The sequence below is a fragment of the Pauljensenia sp. UMB10120 genome, from assembly GCF_030212035.1.
GTDB classification, from domain to species: Bacteria; Actinomycetota; Actinomycetes; order Actinomycetales; family Actinomycetaceae; genus Pauljensenia; species Pauljensenia radingae_A.
Genome location: NZ_JASODH010000002.1, coordinates 22,440 through 37,182, shown reverse-complemented (window position 1 = coordinate 37,182; position 14,743 = coordinate 22,440). Strand labels below are relative to the sequence as shown.

11 protein-coding genes are annotated in these 14,743 nt (G+C 59.7%); 4 read left to right on the top strand and 7 right to left on the bottom strand.

The window, feature by feature from the left end; all coding sequences use genetic code 11:
- The first annotated feature begins 11 nt into the window (after positions 1-11).
- Complete coding sequence (locus tag QP093_RS01965; protein ID WP_285014361.1) at positions 12-1,316, top strand: alpha/beta hydrolase-fold protein; 1,305 nt, start codon at positions 12-14, stop codon at positions 1,314-1,316.
- A 184-nt stretch (positions 1,317-1,500) separates the two neighbouring features.
- Here QP093_RS01965 and QP093_RS01960 read toward each other — a convergent pair whose 3' ends face one another.
- Positions 1,501-2,685 carry a cobalamin-independent methionine synthase II family protein gene (locus QP093_RS01960; RefSeq protein ID WP_070725048.1) on the bottom strand — a complete coding sequence of 395 codons (1,185 nt, stop codon included), beginning with the start codon at positions 2,683-2,685 and terminating at the stop codon, positions 1,501-1,503.
- Between the two features lie 177 nt (positions 2,686-2,862).
- On the opposite strand from QP093_RS01960, the gene QP093_RS01955 reads away from it, so the two are divergent.
- Positions 2,863-3,684: a type 1 glutamine amidotransferase gene (locus QP093_RS01955; protein WP_157886323.1), complete on the top strand. Its 822-nt coding sequence runs from the start codon at positions 2,863-2,865 to the stop codon at positions 3,682-3,684.
- Positions 3,685-4,191: 507 nt separating this feature from the next.
- Here QP093_RS01955 and QP093_RS01950 read toward each other — a convergent pair.
- From QP093_RS01950 to QP093_RS01940, 3 genes are read right to left on the bottom strand one after another with little or no spacing between them, the layout of a single operon-like run.
- Positions 4,192-4,662, bottom strand: a complete 471-nt coding sequence (locus QP093_RS01950) for a GtrA family protein (RefSeq protein ID WP_227469053.1) — start codon at positions 4,660-4,662, stop codon at positions 4,192-4,194.
- Between the two features lie 5 nt (positions 4,663-4,667).
- Entirely contained in the window at positions 4,668-6,263 is a 1,596-nt protein-coding gene (locus QP093_RS01945; protein ID WP_285014356.1) for a xylulokinase, read from the bottom strand.
- Positions 6,260-6,919 carry a TetR/AcrR family transcriptional regulator gene (locus tag QP093_RS01940; protein WP_285014354.1) on the bottom strand — a complete coding sequence of 220 codons (660 nt, stop codon included), beginning with the start codon at positions 6,917-6,919 and terminating at the stop codon, positions 6,260-6,262. The genes QP093_RS01945 and QP093_RS01940 overlap by 4 nt, the downstream gene beginning before the upstream one ends.
- A gap of 136 nt (positions 6,920-7,055) precedes the next feature.
- On the opposite strand from QP093_RS01940, the gene QP093_RS01935 reads away from it, so the two are divergent.
- Both QP093_RS01935 and QP093_RS01930 read left to right on the top strand, forming a co-directional pair.
- Positions 7,056-8,507 (top strand): aspartate aminotransferase family protein, encoded by a 1,452-nt coding sequence (locus QP093_RS01935; RefSeq protein ID WP_070725118.1) that lies wholly within the window; start codon positions 7,056-7,058, stop codon positions 8,505-8,507.
- Complete coding sequence (locus tag QP093_RS01930; protein ID WP_285014353.1) at positions 8,504-9,655, top strand: class II aldolase/adducin family protein; 1,152 nt, start codon at positions 8,504-8,506, stop codon at positions 9,653-9,655. The genes QP093_RS01935 and QP093_RS01930 overlap by 4 nt, the downstream gene beginning before the upstream one ends.
- A 111-nt stretch (positions 9,656-9,766) precedes the next feature.
- Here QP093_RS01930 and manA read toward each other — a convergent pair whose 3' ends face one another.
- The 3 genes from manA to QP093_RS01915 form a co-directional block, all read right to left on the bottom strand.
- Positions 9,767-11,092: a mannose-6-phosphate isomerase, class I gene (gene manA, locus QP093_RS01925; protein WP_285014352.1), complete on the bottom strand. Its 1,326-nt coding sequence runs from the start codon at positions 11,090-11,092 to the stop codon at positions 9,767-9,769.
- Positions 11,093-11,198: 106 nt separating this feature from the next.
- Positions 11,199-12,998 carry a thiol reductant ABC exporter subunit CydC gene (gene cydC / locus QP093_RS01920; protein WP_285014351.1) on the bottom strand — a complete coding sequence of 600 codons (1,800 nt, stop codon included), beginning with the start codon at positions 12,996-12,998 and terminating at the stop codon, positions 11,199-11,201.
- The gene (locus QP093_RS01915) at positions 12,995-14,725 is read right to left on the bottom strand and encodes an ABC transporter ATP-binding protein/permease (protein ID WP_285014349.1); all 1,731 of its coding nucleotides are present in this window, start codon (positions 14,723-14,725) and stop codon (positions 12,995-12,997) included. The genes cydC and QP093_RS01915 overlap by 4 nt, the downstream gene beginning before the upstream one ends.
- Between the last annotated feature and the right edge of the window lie 18 nt (positions 14,726-14,743).

The following is a 14,743-nucleotide window of genomic DNA, read 5'->3' as shown; positions in this document are numbered from 1 at the left end:
GAGGAGACATCGTGGACTCGACACGACACATCGCACGACACCGACTATTTGCTTCCGGAATTTTGGCACTCTCGCTCATCGCAGCGGGCAGCTCATCATTTGCCGCTGAACAGGACGAGCAGCTTCCCCTCGGCCCCACTGTCACCCGTACCGATACGGGACCAACCGGGTACGAGGTAACGTTCCGCTACGAGGCGCCCGCCAATGTCGATTCCGTGCAGATCTATGGTGAATGGTTCTTTTCTCAACCTGATCGCATCACCACTCTGGGAGGCGGAGAACACCGCATTCCCGCATTGTGGCAGCCAGGGGACGTTCCCAACGCCCCCTGGAAACTTCTGGAGATGAATCAGGGCGATGATGGTATCTGGGAACTGAAGGTGCCCCTTCCCTCAGGTACTTTCAGCTATTCATTCACCCATGAGTGCCCGCCGATCGCCGTCGATTCGTGCCAACGTCACGCAGATCCGGCGAACCCGGGGATGGCGGCAGAGCTGCCGGCGTATTCATCTCAGAGCCTGTCGCAGGTCTTTGTACCGGAGAATCCCAATTATCCGACCTACGACAACGCCTATCAGGCGCCTCGCCCAGCCGATGAGATGGGGACGTTCGTCCATGAAACATACGACACGCATTATTCGCTGGCGCCTAAAGGCGCGCACCCGCTGTCCATCTATCTACCCCGCGGATATGATCCGGATCGTGCAGAACCTTACCCCGTGATGTACCTCAGCCACGGTTTCGGCGGAAATGACACCGACTGGTTCACTCAGGGGGCAGCACCCTACATCCTTGAAAACGCCATTGACGAGGGGGCAGCGGAGCCTTCCGTCATCGTGGCAACAAACTTTAACGGCCTGGGCGTTGACAGCCTGGTGCTGTCAACTTCCTATGGGCACGACATGGTGGAAAACGTCATCCCATTTGTGGAGGATCACTTCAATGTGTCGACTGAAGCCAAGGACCGGGCCTTTGCCGGCCTGTCACTGGGCGGTGCACGCGCCATTGAGCTGCTGACGAAGTATCCGGGCACATTCGAGTATTACGGTCTGTGGAGCGCAGGCAAACTCAGCTCGACATTTACCTGCGCTGAACGTGAGAACATTGCAGCGTTGCGTGGCACCATCCACGTGGGAACGGGTCTGCAGGACCACCTGTTCTTCATCTCCGAATCATCCCCTGCACGGGCCGAATCCTTGCGAAATATCGGTGTTGACGTCGCTGAGTTCAACCTGCCTGGCATCCATTCGTGGGATATCTGGCGCGCAGAGCTCAACGACTTCGTCCGCAACGTCGCATTCAAGAAAGACCTGTAGGAAACGATCTCACGCTCACAGCACATGAAGTGACTGCACAAAGGGCGGGGAGCCTGTTTTTTCAGACTCCCCGCCCTCAGTGATAAGGCCACCCTCGTCCATTACCGTCGGTGGCAGCGCCGGTATTCAGCGCGGCACCACCTCGCCTATCGCGGTGAATAGCGGTGGAGGTGACCAGTCAGCGTTACTTCACCAGGCGGGCCCCTTCGACCAGTGCGGCAAGCTTGGCCCATGCGATCGACGGGTAGATGCGTCCACCCAGACCACAGTCCGTCGAGGCAATCACGCGATCAGAGCCCACGATGTCCACAAAACGCTGGATGCGTTGGGCCACCAGCTCGGGATGCTCGACCACGTTTGTGGAGTGGCCGACCACACCAGGCACAAGTACCTTGTCATCTGCCAGCTTCACGTCCTGCCACACGGTCCACTCATGTTCGTGGCGCGCGTTGGCAGCCTCGAATGAGAAGTAGCGTGCCTTCGCCGTCAGCACGTTATCAACGATCTCGCGCAGTGGGATGTCCGTAGTGTGAGGTCCGTGCCATGAGCCCCAGCACAGGTGCAGGCGCACCTGCTCTTCCGGGATACCTTCAAGCGCAAGGTTGAGCGCATCGACTCGAGTCTGAACGAACTCACGGTAATCCTCGTAGGTGGGAGCAGGGTTGACCTGGTCCCAGCCTTCGGCCAGTGAGGGGTCGTCGATCTGCACGATAAAGCCGGCATCAGTGATCGCCTTGTATTCCTCGTGCAGGGCGTGCGCGCAGGCTTCCAGTACTTCTTCTTCAGTGCTGTAGTACTCGTTGCCGATGCGGGCAGCCGACCCGGGTGCGACCGATGCAATGAAGCCGTTGCCGCGGTCGATCCCGTTCTTGTCCAGTGCGTGCGTCAGGCCTTCGACGTCATGACGGACGGCATCTGCACCGATGTAGGTCAGAGGACCGGTGATGACGGGGAACGCCTCGGGGCCCTGATCGGTGGCGATGTGAATGCCGGAAGCCGGATCTGAGTAGGCGTCGGAAAATGCCTGCCAGTCGCGACGTTCACCGAATGATGCCAGCTTGACTTTGCCACTGGAGGGCGCAGGCTCAACGCTGAATTGGGGATCTGTCCGCAGGTCAAGTCCACCCAGGCGGGTAAAGGAGTAAAACCACCATGCACCGTAATCGACTGTCTGGGTCATCATGTGGCCGTACTCGCCGTCGTTGACCACATCCAATCCAGTCTGGTATTGGCGGGTCACGACTTCGTCCACGCTTTCCTGCAGAAGCGCTATGAACGCTTCCTCGCCCATTCGCTCACGCTCTGCATTCGCCCGGAGCAGTTCCGGGGTCCGCGGAAGCGAGCCAACGTGCGTTGTACGAATAGTCATGTTTATCTCCTCGTTAACGAGTTCAGTGCGCCTCCCGATTGACGCGCACCCCCTTACAGTACAGAACGTCAGATGTTTAATCGATGCGCATCCCACCAGATGGGCGCCACTTCCTCATTTTCGTCTAGACCACTTATCCTGTGGTGTTGCCGTTAAAGTCGCGCTAACGTGTCATCCGTGCCTGTGATCACGATTATTGAACATGAAGAAGACGTCGATGCGCGCCGTCTCGTCTCCGCGCTCGATGACCTTGGAGCCTCGATACAACTGGTGCGCCCGTGGAACGGTGAGGACGTTTCCAGCGCCCTGCCGCCCGACGGTTCCGACCTCCCCGCGCCTGATGCCATCGTCGTCCTCGGCGGGCGAATGAGTGCCTACGATGATGAGCGCGCCCCGTGGCTGCCCGATGTCCGCACTCTGCTGGTGCGTTGCATGAACGAGGGAGTGCGCACGCTCGGTATCTGTTTGGGACACCAACTGATCGCGCGAGCGGCCGGCGGCTCGGTCGCCTGCTCAGATCCACAGTTCCACGAGATGGGAATCGTGCCTGTCGAGTGGGAGGCGCCCTTCGAGTCTGACGCCGCCGTTCCGATGACCCCGGTCGCTTCGGCTACAGGTGCAGCCATCATGGTGCCAGCGGTAGCTGACCAACTCAGTAACGCGATGGACGAGGGTGGCCCGTGGATCCGTCTGGTCGATGATCTTTCACGTATACCCGTTGTCTTTGCTGACCATAATGATGCGATTGACGAGCTGCCTGCGCAGGCTCGCGTCCTTGCACGCTCTGAGCGGTGTATCCATGCGATCGCGGTAGGGTCGCACGCCCTCGGCGTGCAATTCCACCCGGAAGTGGATCGCGCGTGGGTGGAGCAGTCCCTGTCAACCAGTGGCCTCAGTCAAGACGATGCGAACCAGATATTGGATGATTTTGACAGACATGAGCGCGATATCGTCGCGGGCTGTCGGCGCCTCGCACAGTGGTTGGTCAGCGGCCTGTAAGCGCGTGTCTTTCAGCGGCCGACAGCTCTCAATTCCGGGCAGCTCTCATTCCCGAATGGCGAGGTGCCCGCTGGCGGCCCGTCACCCCTGCGCCCCCGCAGAATGCCGCGGCGGGTTGGTTCTTGCCTGGCTGGTTGTGTTGTGGTTCTGTCGCGGGGTGGAGCAGTGATCGGATCATGGACTGTGTGCTGCACGATGCCCTGGATTCTAGGCTCCATCGTGCACAAGCCCCTAGATCAACAGCGGGCGGGGCCACCTCGAAAATGAGAATGCCCGGTGACCTGCATGTTCACAAACGCGGTGAAATGGGCGGGCGTTAGATCTAGGGGATTGTGCAAAAAGGAGCGAGAATCTAGGGGAATGTGCACCCGTGGAGGTTAGATCTAGGGGAATGTGCACTCGCGAGAGGTAAACCCAGGGCATCGTGCGCGCAGGCACGCAGATATCAGGACGCGCCGCCTGCCCGGCTCACTCAACACAGATACCAGGACGCAATGCCTACCCTGCTCACTCAGTTTCGGCGTGACCTGCAGGTTCTGCGCTTCCCATGTTGTTGGCGGAGTCTGCGTGCTGGGCGAGGGAATTCGTATCCTCACTGCCACGGAAGACCACGAACTTCCACCACACAAATTCTCCTACCCCGTTGAGGACCATCGTCGCCGCTTTGATCAGGACTTCGCTCACCCCAGCATTGGCGACCACTTGGCCTAGCCACGCAGTGATCGGGATGAAAAAGACGTAGAACAGGGCCACCTTCGCCATCGCGATCGGAACATTGTTGGCTGATCGGAAGGTGTAGCGCCTGTTGAGCGTGAAGTTCCAGATCACTGACAAGATAATTGAGATGACGTGTTTCCAGTCATAAGGCAGCGGAGTCAACCAATCCAACAGCAGATAAGACACTGCCTCGATCACGCCTGCGCTCAACGAGAGCAGCACGAACATAACGGCCTGGACTTTCGTCGATCGTTGTGCCATCATCATCACCCACGATTCAGAAGCGAAAAGATTTTTTTATTGGCTGGGTAGATCTTGCGGTACGCGTCGTACTGGCGTGCATAGGTCTGAGCCAGTTCGCGGCGCGGCTCGAAGCGAGCATGCACTGTCACCAAGCGCCGCGCACTTTCCACAGTCGGAGTGATTCCCGCACCGACCGCGACAAGCAGCGCAGCCCCGACAGCGCCGGCATCCTGCGGATTCTCCGTCACTTCAACCGGACGGCCCACAATGTCAGCAAGAATCTGCGCAGTCGCATCAGACAACGCTCCGCCACCGACAAAGCGCACAACCGATGAAGTCATGACCTTTTTTTCCTGAGTTTCGATGAACCAGCGCATGTGGTAACACACGCCTTCGACGACGGCACGCATCAGCTCCGTCTTGCCGGTATTCAATGAAATATTCATGAACATTGCGCGGGCGTTCGGATCCTCAAACGGACACCGGTTGCCATGCAGCCACGGAGTGAACAGCACTCCCCCCGCACCGGGTTCACTGCGGGAAATGACTTCCGACATGTAGTCATACAGGCTGCGGAAACGAGCCTCCATCCCCTCGCATACACTGTGCTTATCCAGGTAGACGTTAATTTCGTCGAGGGCCAGATGGTCCTTCACCCACTCCAGGCACTTACCTGCCGTCTCCAGCTCAGCAAAGTAGTGGTAGCGCGAGGGGTCCGCACCGACAACGGTTGCAATCATGGCACTCAAATCCACCGCGCGTTTATCCGTGACGGTACCGACCCACCCTGACGTGCCCATATACACGTGAGTATCGTGCAGCTCGGTCGCACCGGCTCCTACACCGATGAGCGAAGCATCGCCGCCACCGGCATACACCGGTGTCTCTTCAGGCAAACCGAGTTCGTCGGCAGCCTCGGCAAGGAGCGGACCGACCACATCGGTGCTGGCCACAATTTCGGGCATATGGGCGGGATTGACGTGAAGAGCCCGCATCACTTCGGGACTGAACCGTCCCTTCCGAGCGCGCACGTCATATAGAAGCGTGGCGAAAGCCGAATCGTGACTCATGACGAACTTGCCGGTCATCCGCGCAATGATCGCTTCCTTAGCATCCAGCCACTTATAGGCACGCGCGAACGCTTCAGGCTTGTTGCGGCGCACCCAGTGGTATTTCCACACAGGATCTTTCACGGAAGCCGGTGCCGCACCCGTGTGGTACAAGGCTTTGGCCAATATCCCCGCGTTCACACCTGAAATGCGCGGCGCCTTCCCACCGATCAGTCGCATCTCGACGCTGGCACGCTGATCCATGTAACTCATCGCCGGGCAGACCGGGCGCCCTCGTCGGTCAACCATGACGAGGCACTGCATCTGCGCGCAAAAACTGATGCCGGTCAGTGTTGCGCACTGCTCAGGATGGTCGCGGGCAATCTGTCGGGTGGTCTGAACGATTGCCTGCCACCATTCGTCAGGATCCTGCTCAGCTCCCCCATCAGGCAGAACATGCAGTGAGTACGATGCCGAAACTGAGTCGATGATACGAATTCGGTCATCAATCTCGAACAGGCATGTCTTGACTCCCGACGTCCCAACATCGTATGCCAGCACGGTTATCACTTGTGGTTTCCTCCTTCAGGCACTCGCAAGGCGGAAATGAGGAATTCACGTGCGCCCGAGGCAAGCTCGGCATCACTCATCCCGGGGACATACAGCAACGCGCGCTGAATGTGATAGTCACTGGCTCGGGCATACTGCAACGACATCATGATGTTGTCAATGAAGAACGCCAGCGTGCTCGAATCGATATCGGTGCGAATCTCACCTGTTTCCTGCCCTTCGGCAATGAGTTCGCGGTACATCCTGAACGTTTCGCCTTCAAGCTGATCCACGCTTTCTGCCACGATCTCAGCGCTTCCGGTGGCTGTCAGTTCGCAGTACAGGCGTACCAGGTCACGATGCGTCGACGCCGAGGTTACCGCCAGTTCTGCGAGGGCACCGATGCGAGTCAGTGCGGAGTCTCCCTCGTCTGTGATTGCGAGCAGGGCGGTGCGCAATTCGTCCTGGGCGCGTCCGACGACATACATGAAAATGTCGCGTTTGGTGTCAAAGTAGCGAAACAGTGCTCCCACGGAGATGCCTGCACGCTCGGCAATAATGTTCGTGTTGGCCGTGGCGTAGCCGTGCGCGGCGAATTCGGCAATGGCTGCTCGCTCAATCCGTTCGCGTTTTTCCGGTGCAAGCGCCTGGAACCGCTTCATTGCGGCGTTAACCATGACTCCTCCATGAGTGCTGTAACAGCTCACCTTTGCCAAAAGATTACCACGCGGAAAGCTGCATGATATGATTTTGGACGAAAACATGAGTGCGTACTCACTGCACGTAGAAACCGGCGAGGAGGCCGCTGTGGATATGAATCGACCTGGAATTGACCAGGTGATACATGAGCTCGACTCATTGATCGCACAACCTATCTATTCCATTAAACCGTCGGCACTGGCCGCTTACGAGCGCGATTACTTTGATGCGAAGTGCCAGAAATCCAAGGAGATGATCGGGGAAGCCCAGCAGTACATCCCCGGCGGCGTTCAGCACAATCTGGCGTTCAACTATCCGTTCCCGCTGGTGTTCACGAGCGCAAAGGACGCAACACTGACTGACCTGGACGGCAACACGTATTACGACTTCCTGCAGGCAGGCGGACCAACGGTGCTGGGGTCGAATCCAGAGTCCGTGCGTGAAAAAGTCATTGACCTGCTCAACACGTGCGGCCCATCCACCGGCCTGTTCCATGAATACGAATACCGGCTGGCTAAACTGATTTCCGAGTTGTTCGATAGCGTCGATATGTTCCGCATGTTCAACTCCGGATCCGAGGCATGTGCGGCTGCGTCACGTATCGCACGCCTGGCTACGAAGAACAAATTCATCATGAAGATGGGTGGCGGCTACCACGGTTGGAGCGATCAACTGGCATACGGTATTCGCGTGCCTGGCTCGAAGTGGACACAGGCCAAAGGTATCCCGCTGGCCTCGATGAAGTACACGCAGGAATATTTCCCCGGTGATCTCAAGGATGTCGAGCGCACCCTGATGGCCAACAAGCTGCGCGGCGGAACCGCTGCCATTTTCGTTGAGCCGGTCGGCCCTGAAAGCGGTACGCGCCCCGTGTCGATGGACTTCCTGCACGGCCTGCGCCGCCTGGCAACCAAGTTCGGCGCACTGTTGATTTTTGACGAGGTTGTCACCGCCTTCCGTCTGTCCGAACACGGCGCGCAAGGTCTGATGGGGATCCGCCCGGATCTGACTGTGTTTGGCAAGGTCGTTGCAGGCGGCTACCCCGGAGCCGGCGGTGTCGGTGGTCCCACCAAGTACATGCGCTACCTGTCGGCTGGTATCCAAAGTGGCGACAAGGTCAAGAAGGCGCTCGTTGGCGGTACTCTCGCGGCCACACCGCTGAGCGCCCTGGCCGGCTACTACACCGTCAAGGAGATCGCTGAAACTGGTGCCTGCGAGAAGGCGACGCGGGCTGGCAACCGCTTGACCGATGGTCTGCGTGCCCTCATCAAAAAACATCGTCTGCCGTTCGTCGCCTTCAACCAGGGGTCGATCTGTCACCTGGAGACAGTGGGGACGATGCACTTCTCGATCAACTGGACGAAACCGTGGACGATCCCTCACGTCCTGAAGGAGACATCGGCTCGGAAGAAGGAGATGGAGCATATGGGCGCCGCCTACATGGCTGAAGGCATCGTCACGTTGGCCGGCTCGCGCCTGTACACCTCGGCTGCGTACTCCGATGAGATGATCGACGACGCGCTCACCCGTTTCGACCGTGTCTTTGACCAGGTCACGAAGCTATGAGCGCGCCGGATTTCGGACCGGGCCACGTGGTGCCCGAGCAGGTTCCCCTGACCGCGAATCCACGCGAGGACGTCATTGCTTTGTCTCACGACCTGCTCGATCATGGCCTGGTAGTGCGCACCTGGGGCAATGTCAGTGCTCGCGTTCGCGGTAATGCGTTCGTCATCACGCCCTCGGGCCGTTCATATTCCACCATGCAGCCCGAGGACCTGAGCGAAGTGGATGACGACGGTCAGGCTAGCGGCCCGTTCAAGCCGTCCTCGGAATACCCGATGCACGCCTTGTGCTACCGACTGCGAGCGGATGCTGCGATGGTGATTCACACGCATCAGCCCTACGCGTCGGCCTTGTCCGTCAGCCCCGAGAGCTTCGAGTTGTCCGATGAGCATGCTCGTCTGCTGGGTCAGGATATCCTGCCGATCGCCAGCTACGGCCTGCCGGGTACGCACACACTCCACCACGGTGTTGAACAGGTTCTGTTTGATCACCCCGATGTGAATGTCGTGCTGATGCGTGCTCACGGCGCGCTGGTGTGCGGCACCAGTAAGTCCGACGCTCTGGCCCGCGCGACCCGCCTGGAGCAGGTGTGCCGTGAGATTTACGAGCGCCTCGTACCGCAATCTTTGACCGAAGCGGAGCTGGCGCCCGATGCTGACGGCGTCGTCATGTCACGCCGTACCTGCACCCCACCGGATTCGGCAGGGCAGATCGAGTATTTCACGCGCGATCTTGAGGGCCAGTTCGTGCCCTGCTCCCCGTCAACTCTGACTGTCAGGCTGCATGAACAGTGCTATGCGAAACGTGAGGATGTGACCGCGATCCACGTGTGCACGGATTCGCAGGTCAGCACGTTCTTCGGACGTACGTTGACACCGCAGCTGGACGATTTTGCCCAAATCGTCGGCCTGCGCGCTGACAACAGGCTCGGCTCGAATGTCGTCCTCTTGTCGCGTGCCGCATTGTGTCTGGGAATTGACGAGGGCGACGCTGCCGCCATCGAATATGTTCTGGAGAAGAACGCGAGAGCTGCTCGAATCGCTGAGATCACTGGCGAGGCTGGGTTGTCAACGTTTGATTCCCTTTTGATGAACGTGGTGTACCGGCTGAAGTACTCCAAGCGGGCCGGCGCTGCACCTTCCGGGCACTAGAGTTCAACCACAGATACTTGCCCAGTGCGGTGGCTGTGGTGTGAGCCTGTAGCCATATGACGCTGTGGTTCTACGGTGTGGCAGCGCGCGGGCGTATGACGTGCTGTGAGACTACGGCGTGGCGCACTGGATGAGTTTGCCGCGCCCACTGGCACGGATGTCATGTTCGCACGCGCCGACGAACACGCTCTGCCCGCATGTGAGAGTCAGGTGATCGGCTGAGTGCGCACGAGGGGCGGACGTTGTTACGTCGATGCTGCCTTCCAGACACATCAGGATACGCGGCCCCTCACCAGGAATGGTCACTGCGCGCGTATCATCTGACAGCTCATGCATATCGGATTCGTGACTGACCGCGTCATGCGCGCTGGCCTCCGATTTGAACGCGCCACGCGCGTCAGATTCATGACTGTACGCGCTGCGCGCCTCGGCAGCGGGAAGAGTGGTGACAGACAGGGAGAATTCCTGGGCCGGTGCCAGGAATGTGTCGGTCGTGTCACTGGGGTGCTCGGCGGCAACGCGAATGGGCGGCAACGCAGAAAACTCGGCAATTTCCACCAGTTGAGCGCTATCGACATACTTGCGGGTCAGGCCCGCGCGCACCACATTGTCAGAGGACGCCATGACCTCTATCCCCAATCCCGACTGGTAGGAGTGGATCTGGCGAGGTGGAATATAGACGGCCTCACCGGGACGCAACGACACTGGATTCATCAGGAATGCGACGATGATACCGGGGTCACCCACGTACTTGGCGGCCAACCGCGTCACCATCTCATCGGTGCGTCGGGACGGAGACGTGCCGCGCTCCAGACGCTGCGCGCATGATGCGGCAAATTCTGACACTCCCTCGGCCGTCGCCGGAGAGTCCTCATCAAAAAGCCAGCCGATCAGCATCTTGAGCCCAGATCGCACGGTAGCGAGTCTGAGACGCTTGCGCAGAGAATCGGCAACCATGCCTTCCAGACCATCCAGCAACCGGCGCGCCTTACGTGGGACTCGAAAGCCCACAAGCGCCTCAAAGTCGGTGAGAGCATAAATCATTTCCGGCTTGTGGTTCATGTCGCGGTAGGTGCGATCTGCGGCTGTGCGCTCAATGCCTAGCACATCTTCGCGAATATACCCTTCGCGTGCGAGTTCCTTCGTTGGGTGCACCTGCAGTGACAGGGCTTCTGCCGGCGCGATGAGTTTCATCAGGAAAGGCAGACGCGGTCCGAATGAGTACAGCAACCCGTCGCCCAGCATGGCAGTGGGATCCTGATCGATGAGGTCGCGAAGGATTATGCCGCTCTCATTCAGCGACGTCGGACCGTCGATATGATCACCGAACCACACTTCTGACACAGGCGACTCAGAGCGTTCCGAGCCTAGGAAATTCGGGATCGCGTCGGTTGACCCCCACGCGTCGTTTTTCTTCCAGCCTGTAAGACGCTCCATAAAACGTGGCTCCTCGCATGTGCGCATCGCTGTGCGCACCACAATCCTGGTCGCGCATGCCGCACGACCCGCTCTCGACGATTCAGTCGTGTACTTCTAACCGATCTTAATCACTTTCCCGCACTGTGACCGATTCGCCCTCGCGTTCGCGTTGCAGAAGGCGGGCAAATGGCCCGTCCTGAACTGCAAGCTCATCGTATGTGCCGATCTGCGCCACATGCCCATCGTCGACCACGATGATTCGGTCGGCGCCGCGGATTGTGGAGATCCGGTGAGCAATGATGATCAGTGTGCGCCCAGCTGTTGCTTCGCGAATGCCATCGAGCACCACGGCTTCGGTAGCGCTGTCGAGTTGTGAGGTCGCCTCGTCAAGGATAGTAATCGGTGCGCCAGCCAGAAGTGCGCGGGCGAGGGCGACGCGTTGACGCTGACCACCAGAAATGCGCTGGCCCATCTCTCCGATCCGGGTGTTCATACCATCCGGTTCGCTGGCCAGCCACTGATCCAGGCCCACCTGGCGGCACACACGCTGCAGATCCTCATCACTGGCATCGGGACAGGCGAGCAGCAGGTTCTCACGCACACTCATATTGAACACATACGGGGTCTGCGGGGCGAACACGACAATGGAACGTAGATGGTGGCGCGTCACGGTGCGCACATCCGCCCCACCAATGCTGACTACGCCCTGATCGGGGTCCCACATGCGGTCAATGAGCCGTGCGATCGTTGACTTCCCAGATCCGCTCGACCCGACGATTGCGGTGACTCTTCCGGCCGGAATCGACACCGTGACATTGTGGAGAACCTGCGGGGATGGTCCTGCTGCGCTCGGGCGCGGCGGGTAGGCAAATGAGACACCATCCAGTGCGATCATGTCTTTTCCGCTCACGTCACCGTCTCGCACCTGGCTGCTGTCAGGTTCTCGCACCAGCGGGGCACGCTCGGTGATAGCGAAGATGCGGCGCGCCGATGCGAAGGCCTGGTCCAGATCAGCCATGAAGTCTTCGACTGCCAGTGCCGGAGCAAAGGATGCCAAGGTGACGCCCAGCGCCATGCACATCTGAGCCATACTCACTGCGCCCGCCCTCGCCAATGACGCGAGGACAGCCAGTTGGACGATCAAGGCGAGCGCGACGAGAGTCTGATTCAACCCGCGTCGCAGCGCCACCACCGACGTTGTGCGCCGCTGAGCCTCATCGATCGTATCTTCGAGCTGTCGCATCGTGCGGTGCCGCTCGGCCTCGTTCGCGAAGGTCAGGATCTCGCGCACGCCCTGGACGGTGTCCGTGACGTGCTGGGACAGGTCGCCTCGGGTCGCTCGAATGGTGCGTGCAGCGTCACTGGTGGTACGCACCCCCAGCTGCGGGACGACTATGCTGACGGCCACCAGGAACGGAGCGAGCGCCAAGACTGCCCACCATGAAACCGCACATCCCAGATAGGCCAGGACGATCACGGGGCAGATAATGGCGCTCAAGCCGGGAGCGAGGGTGTGCGCAAAGAACACTTCGATCCGGTCAATGTCCTTGGTGACTCGTGAAAGAAGGTCGCCTGAGTCTTCGCTTTCGGTGCGCGCAGGAGCTTGCGGTTCGAGGCGATCGTAAAAGTAGCCTCGAAGCAATGCGAGGGAGCGGAATGCGACCCAGTGCCCGCTGAATTGCTCGAGGTAGCGCATCAGCGCTTTGATCAGCGACAGGACAACGAGCACCACTGCCACGGTCAGCAGCGGCATCGTGGAGATATCGGAGGCAATCTTGCCAATCACCCACCCTGCTGTTGCGTACTGCGCCACGTGCAGCACCATTCCGATCACGCGCGCCGTGATCGAGATGCCCAACGGTGCCATGACAGGGCGTGCCACGTTGATCAGTCTGGCAGAGGTCTTCCAGCGTGATTCGTTCATCGGGATGCCGCCTTCCCGTCGGTCAGCTGTCCGTCGCACATCGTGATGCGTCGTCCTGACTGGTCGATCGTGTTGCGTCTGTGCGAAATGGTCAGCGTTGTGCGCCCCTGGGTGAGGTGGGCGAGCGCCTGCAGGATCTCGTGCTCACTGTTCAGGTCCACGTGAGCGGTCGGCTCATCCAAGATCAGGATCGGAGCATCCTTGAGCAGTGCGCGCGCAATCGCGACGCGTTGCGCTTCCCCACCCGATAGGGCCAGGCCACGCTCTCCCACTTCCGTGTCCAGGCCGTAGGGCAGGCGCTCCAGTGTCTGCGTGAGGCGGGCCGCGTCGAGTGCGCGGCGGAGGTCCTGGTCGGTGGCGTGTGGGTTTGCGATCAGCAGGTTGTCGCGCAGCGTGCCGGTAAACAGGTAGGTTTCCTGTTCGACGGTGGTGATGTGGCGTCGAATCCACTGCAGTGTCACGTCGGTCAGGTCGTGTCCGTTGATGCGAATCGATCCGCTGTCGGGCCGACGGTTGGCACATATGAGGGTGGCGAGTGTGGTTTTTCCTGCTCCTGATGGCCCGGTCAGTACGACATGCTGACCGGCTCCGATGTGCAGTGAAGCATCCGTGAGGACGTTGACACCTTCCTGGTAGGCGAAGTTTACGCGGTCGATGTCGATGGTGGCGCCGCTCGTGCCGCCCGTGCTTCCGGAAATTTCTTCGCTATCCGAACCGCGAGTCACGTCACCCGCACCTCGCCGCACCGCATCACCCGCACCTCGCTGCGCCACGCCGTGCGCATCCGGGTCGATCGCATCTGCCGCGTCGCTGACCGCCACAGGCTCACTGGTCAGGCGCTTGATCTCGCGTTGTGAGGCCATTCCGCCCATGCCGACATAGAAGAACTGACCGACCCGATCCAACGGATCTAACATGATGGTGGACAGCAGGACCAGCGCTATAGCCTGGCCCACGCTGATTGCTCCACTGCCAGCCCGCCACGTTCCCAGCAAGGCTGCTCCCGTGATGATCCCCAACGAAAAGACGGCGTCCATTACGAACAGGACCAGCTGATTTGCTGCCAGGTATCGCATGACCCTGCGGCGCACTTTCTCTGATTGGTCAGCCAGGTGGCGGCCCATTGCCGCGCCGGCATTCATCAGTGTCAGCGCTGACAGGCCTTGAATAGCATCGAGTTCAGCTGCTGCGAGCGAACGCGCTGCCGAACGGTAACGAGACGAGACGGGTTTGAATGCGGCTCGAAATGCGCCGATGGCAAGCGGCACGATCGGGATGGCCAGTGCCAAAATCAGCGCCGCCACCCAGTCGATGGCAATCGCGATGACGACGACGATCAGAATCGGCGTCGCAAGAGAAGCAATCATCGGACCGATAAACGTGCCGCGATAGTTAGCCACGCGTTCCACGCCGTCGGTTGCTGAATTGACGATTCGGCCTGTGCGCTCGCGTGAGCGTTCAGCCGGACCGCGCGCGAAGACATGATCCACGATGCGGTGACGGTATTCCTTTTCAATAGCGCCGACGCTGTGCCCCGCAAGACGCGATGCTGCCCACGCGCTCACGCCCGTGATGAGAGCGCAGATAGTGGCAGTGGCCCATAGTCCCCAGCCCAGCGGCCCCGACTCGATGACAGCATCGATGGCGTACCCGCTGCAGATATACACGCCTGCGAGCGCAAGCGCCGACATCCACGACACCGCAATAACTACGTGTTTTCTATTCATCTCTTCTTCCGCCTCTCC

What these genes read in the sequence shown, in the direction of transcription:
- QP093_RS01950 (WP_227469053.1), bottom strand. Translation starts at nt 4,662, where the DNA reads ATGGCACAACGATCGACGAAAGTCCAGGCCGTTATGTTCGTGCTGCTC.
- QP093_RS01935 (WP_070725118.1), top strand. Translation starts at nt 7,056, where the DNA reads ATGAATCGACCTGGAATTGACCAGGTGATACATGAGCTCGACTCATTG.
- QP093_RS01960 (WP_070725048.1), bottom strand. Translation starts at nt 2,685, where the DNA reads ATGACTATTCGTACAACGCACGTTGGCTCGCTTCCGCGGACCCCGGAA.
- QP093_RS01915 (WP_285014349.1), bottom strand. Translation starts at nt 14,725, where the DNA reads ATGAATAGAAAACACGTAGTTATTGCGGTGTCGTGGATGTCGGCGCTT.
- QP093_RS01930 (WP_285014353.1), top strand. Translation starts at nt 8,504, where the DNA reads ATGAGCGCGCCGGATTTCGGACCGGGCCACGTGGTGCCCGAGCAGGTT.
- cydC (WP_285014351.1), bottom strand. Translation starts at nt 12,998, where the DNA reads ATGAACGAATCACGCTGGAAGACCTCTGCCAGACTGATCAACGTGGCA.
- manA (WP_285014352.1), bottom strand. Translation starts at nt 11,092, where the DNA reads ATGGAGCGTCTTACAGGCTGGAAGAAAAACGACGCGTGGGGGTCAACC.
- QP093_RS01940 (WP_285014354.1), bottom strand. Translation starts at nt 6,919, where the DNA reads ATGGTTAACGCCGCAATGAAGCGGTTCCAGGCGCTTGCACCGGAAAAA.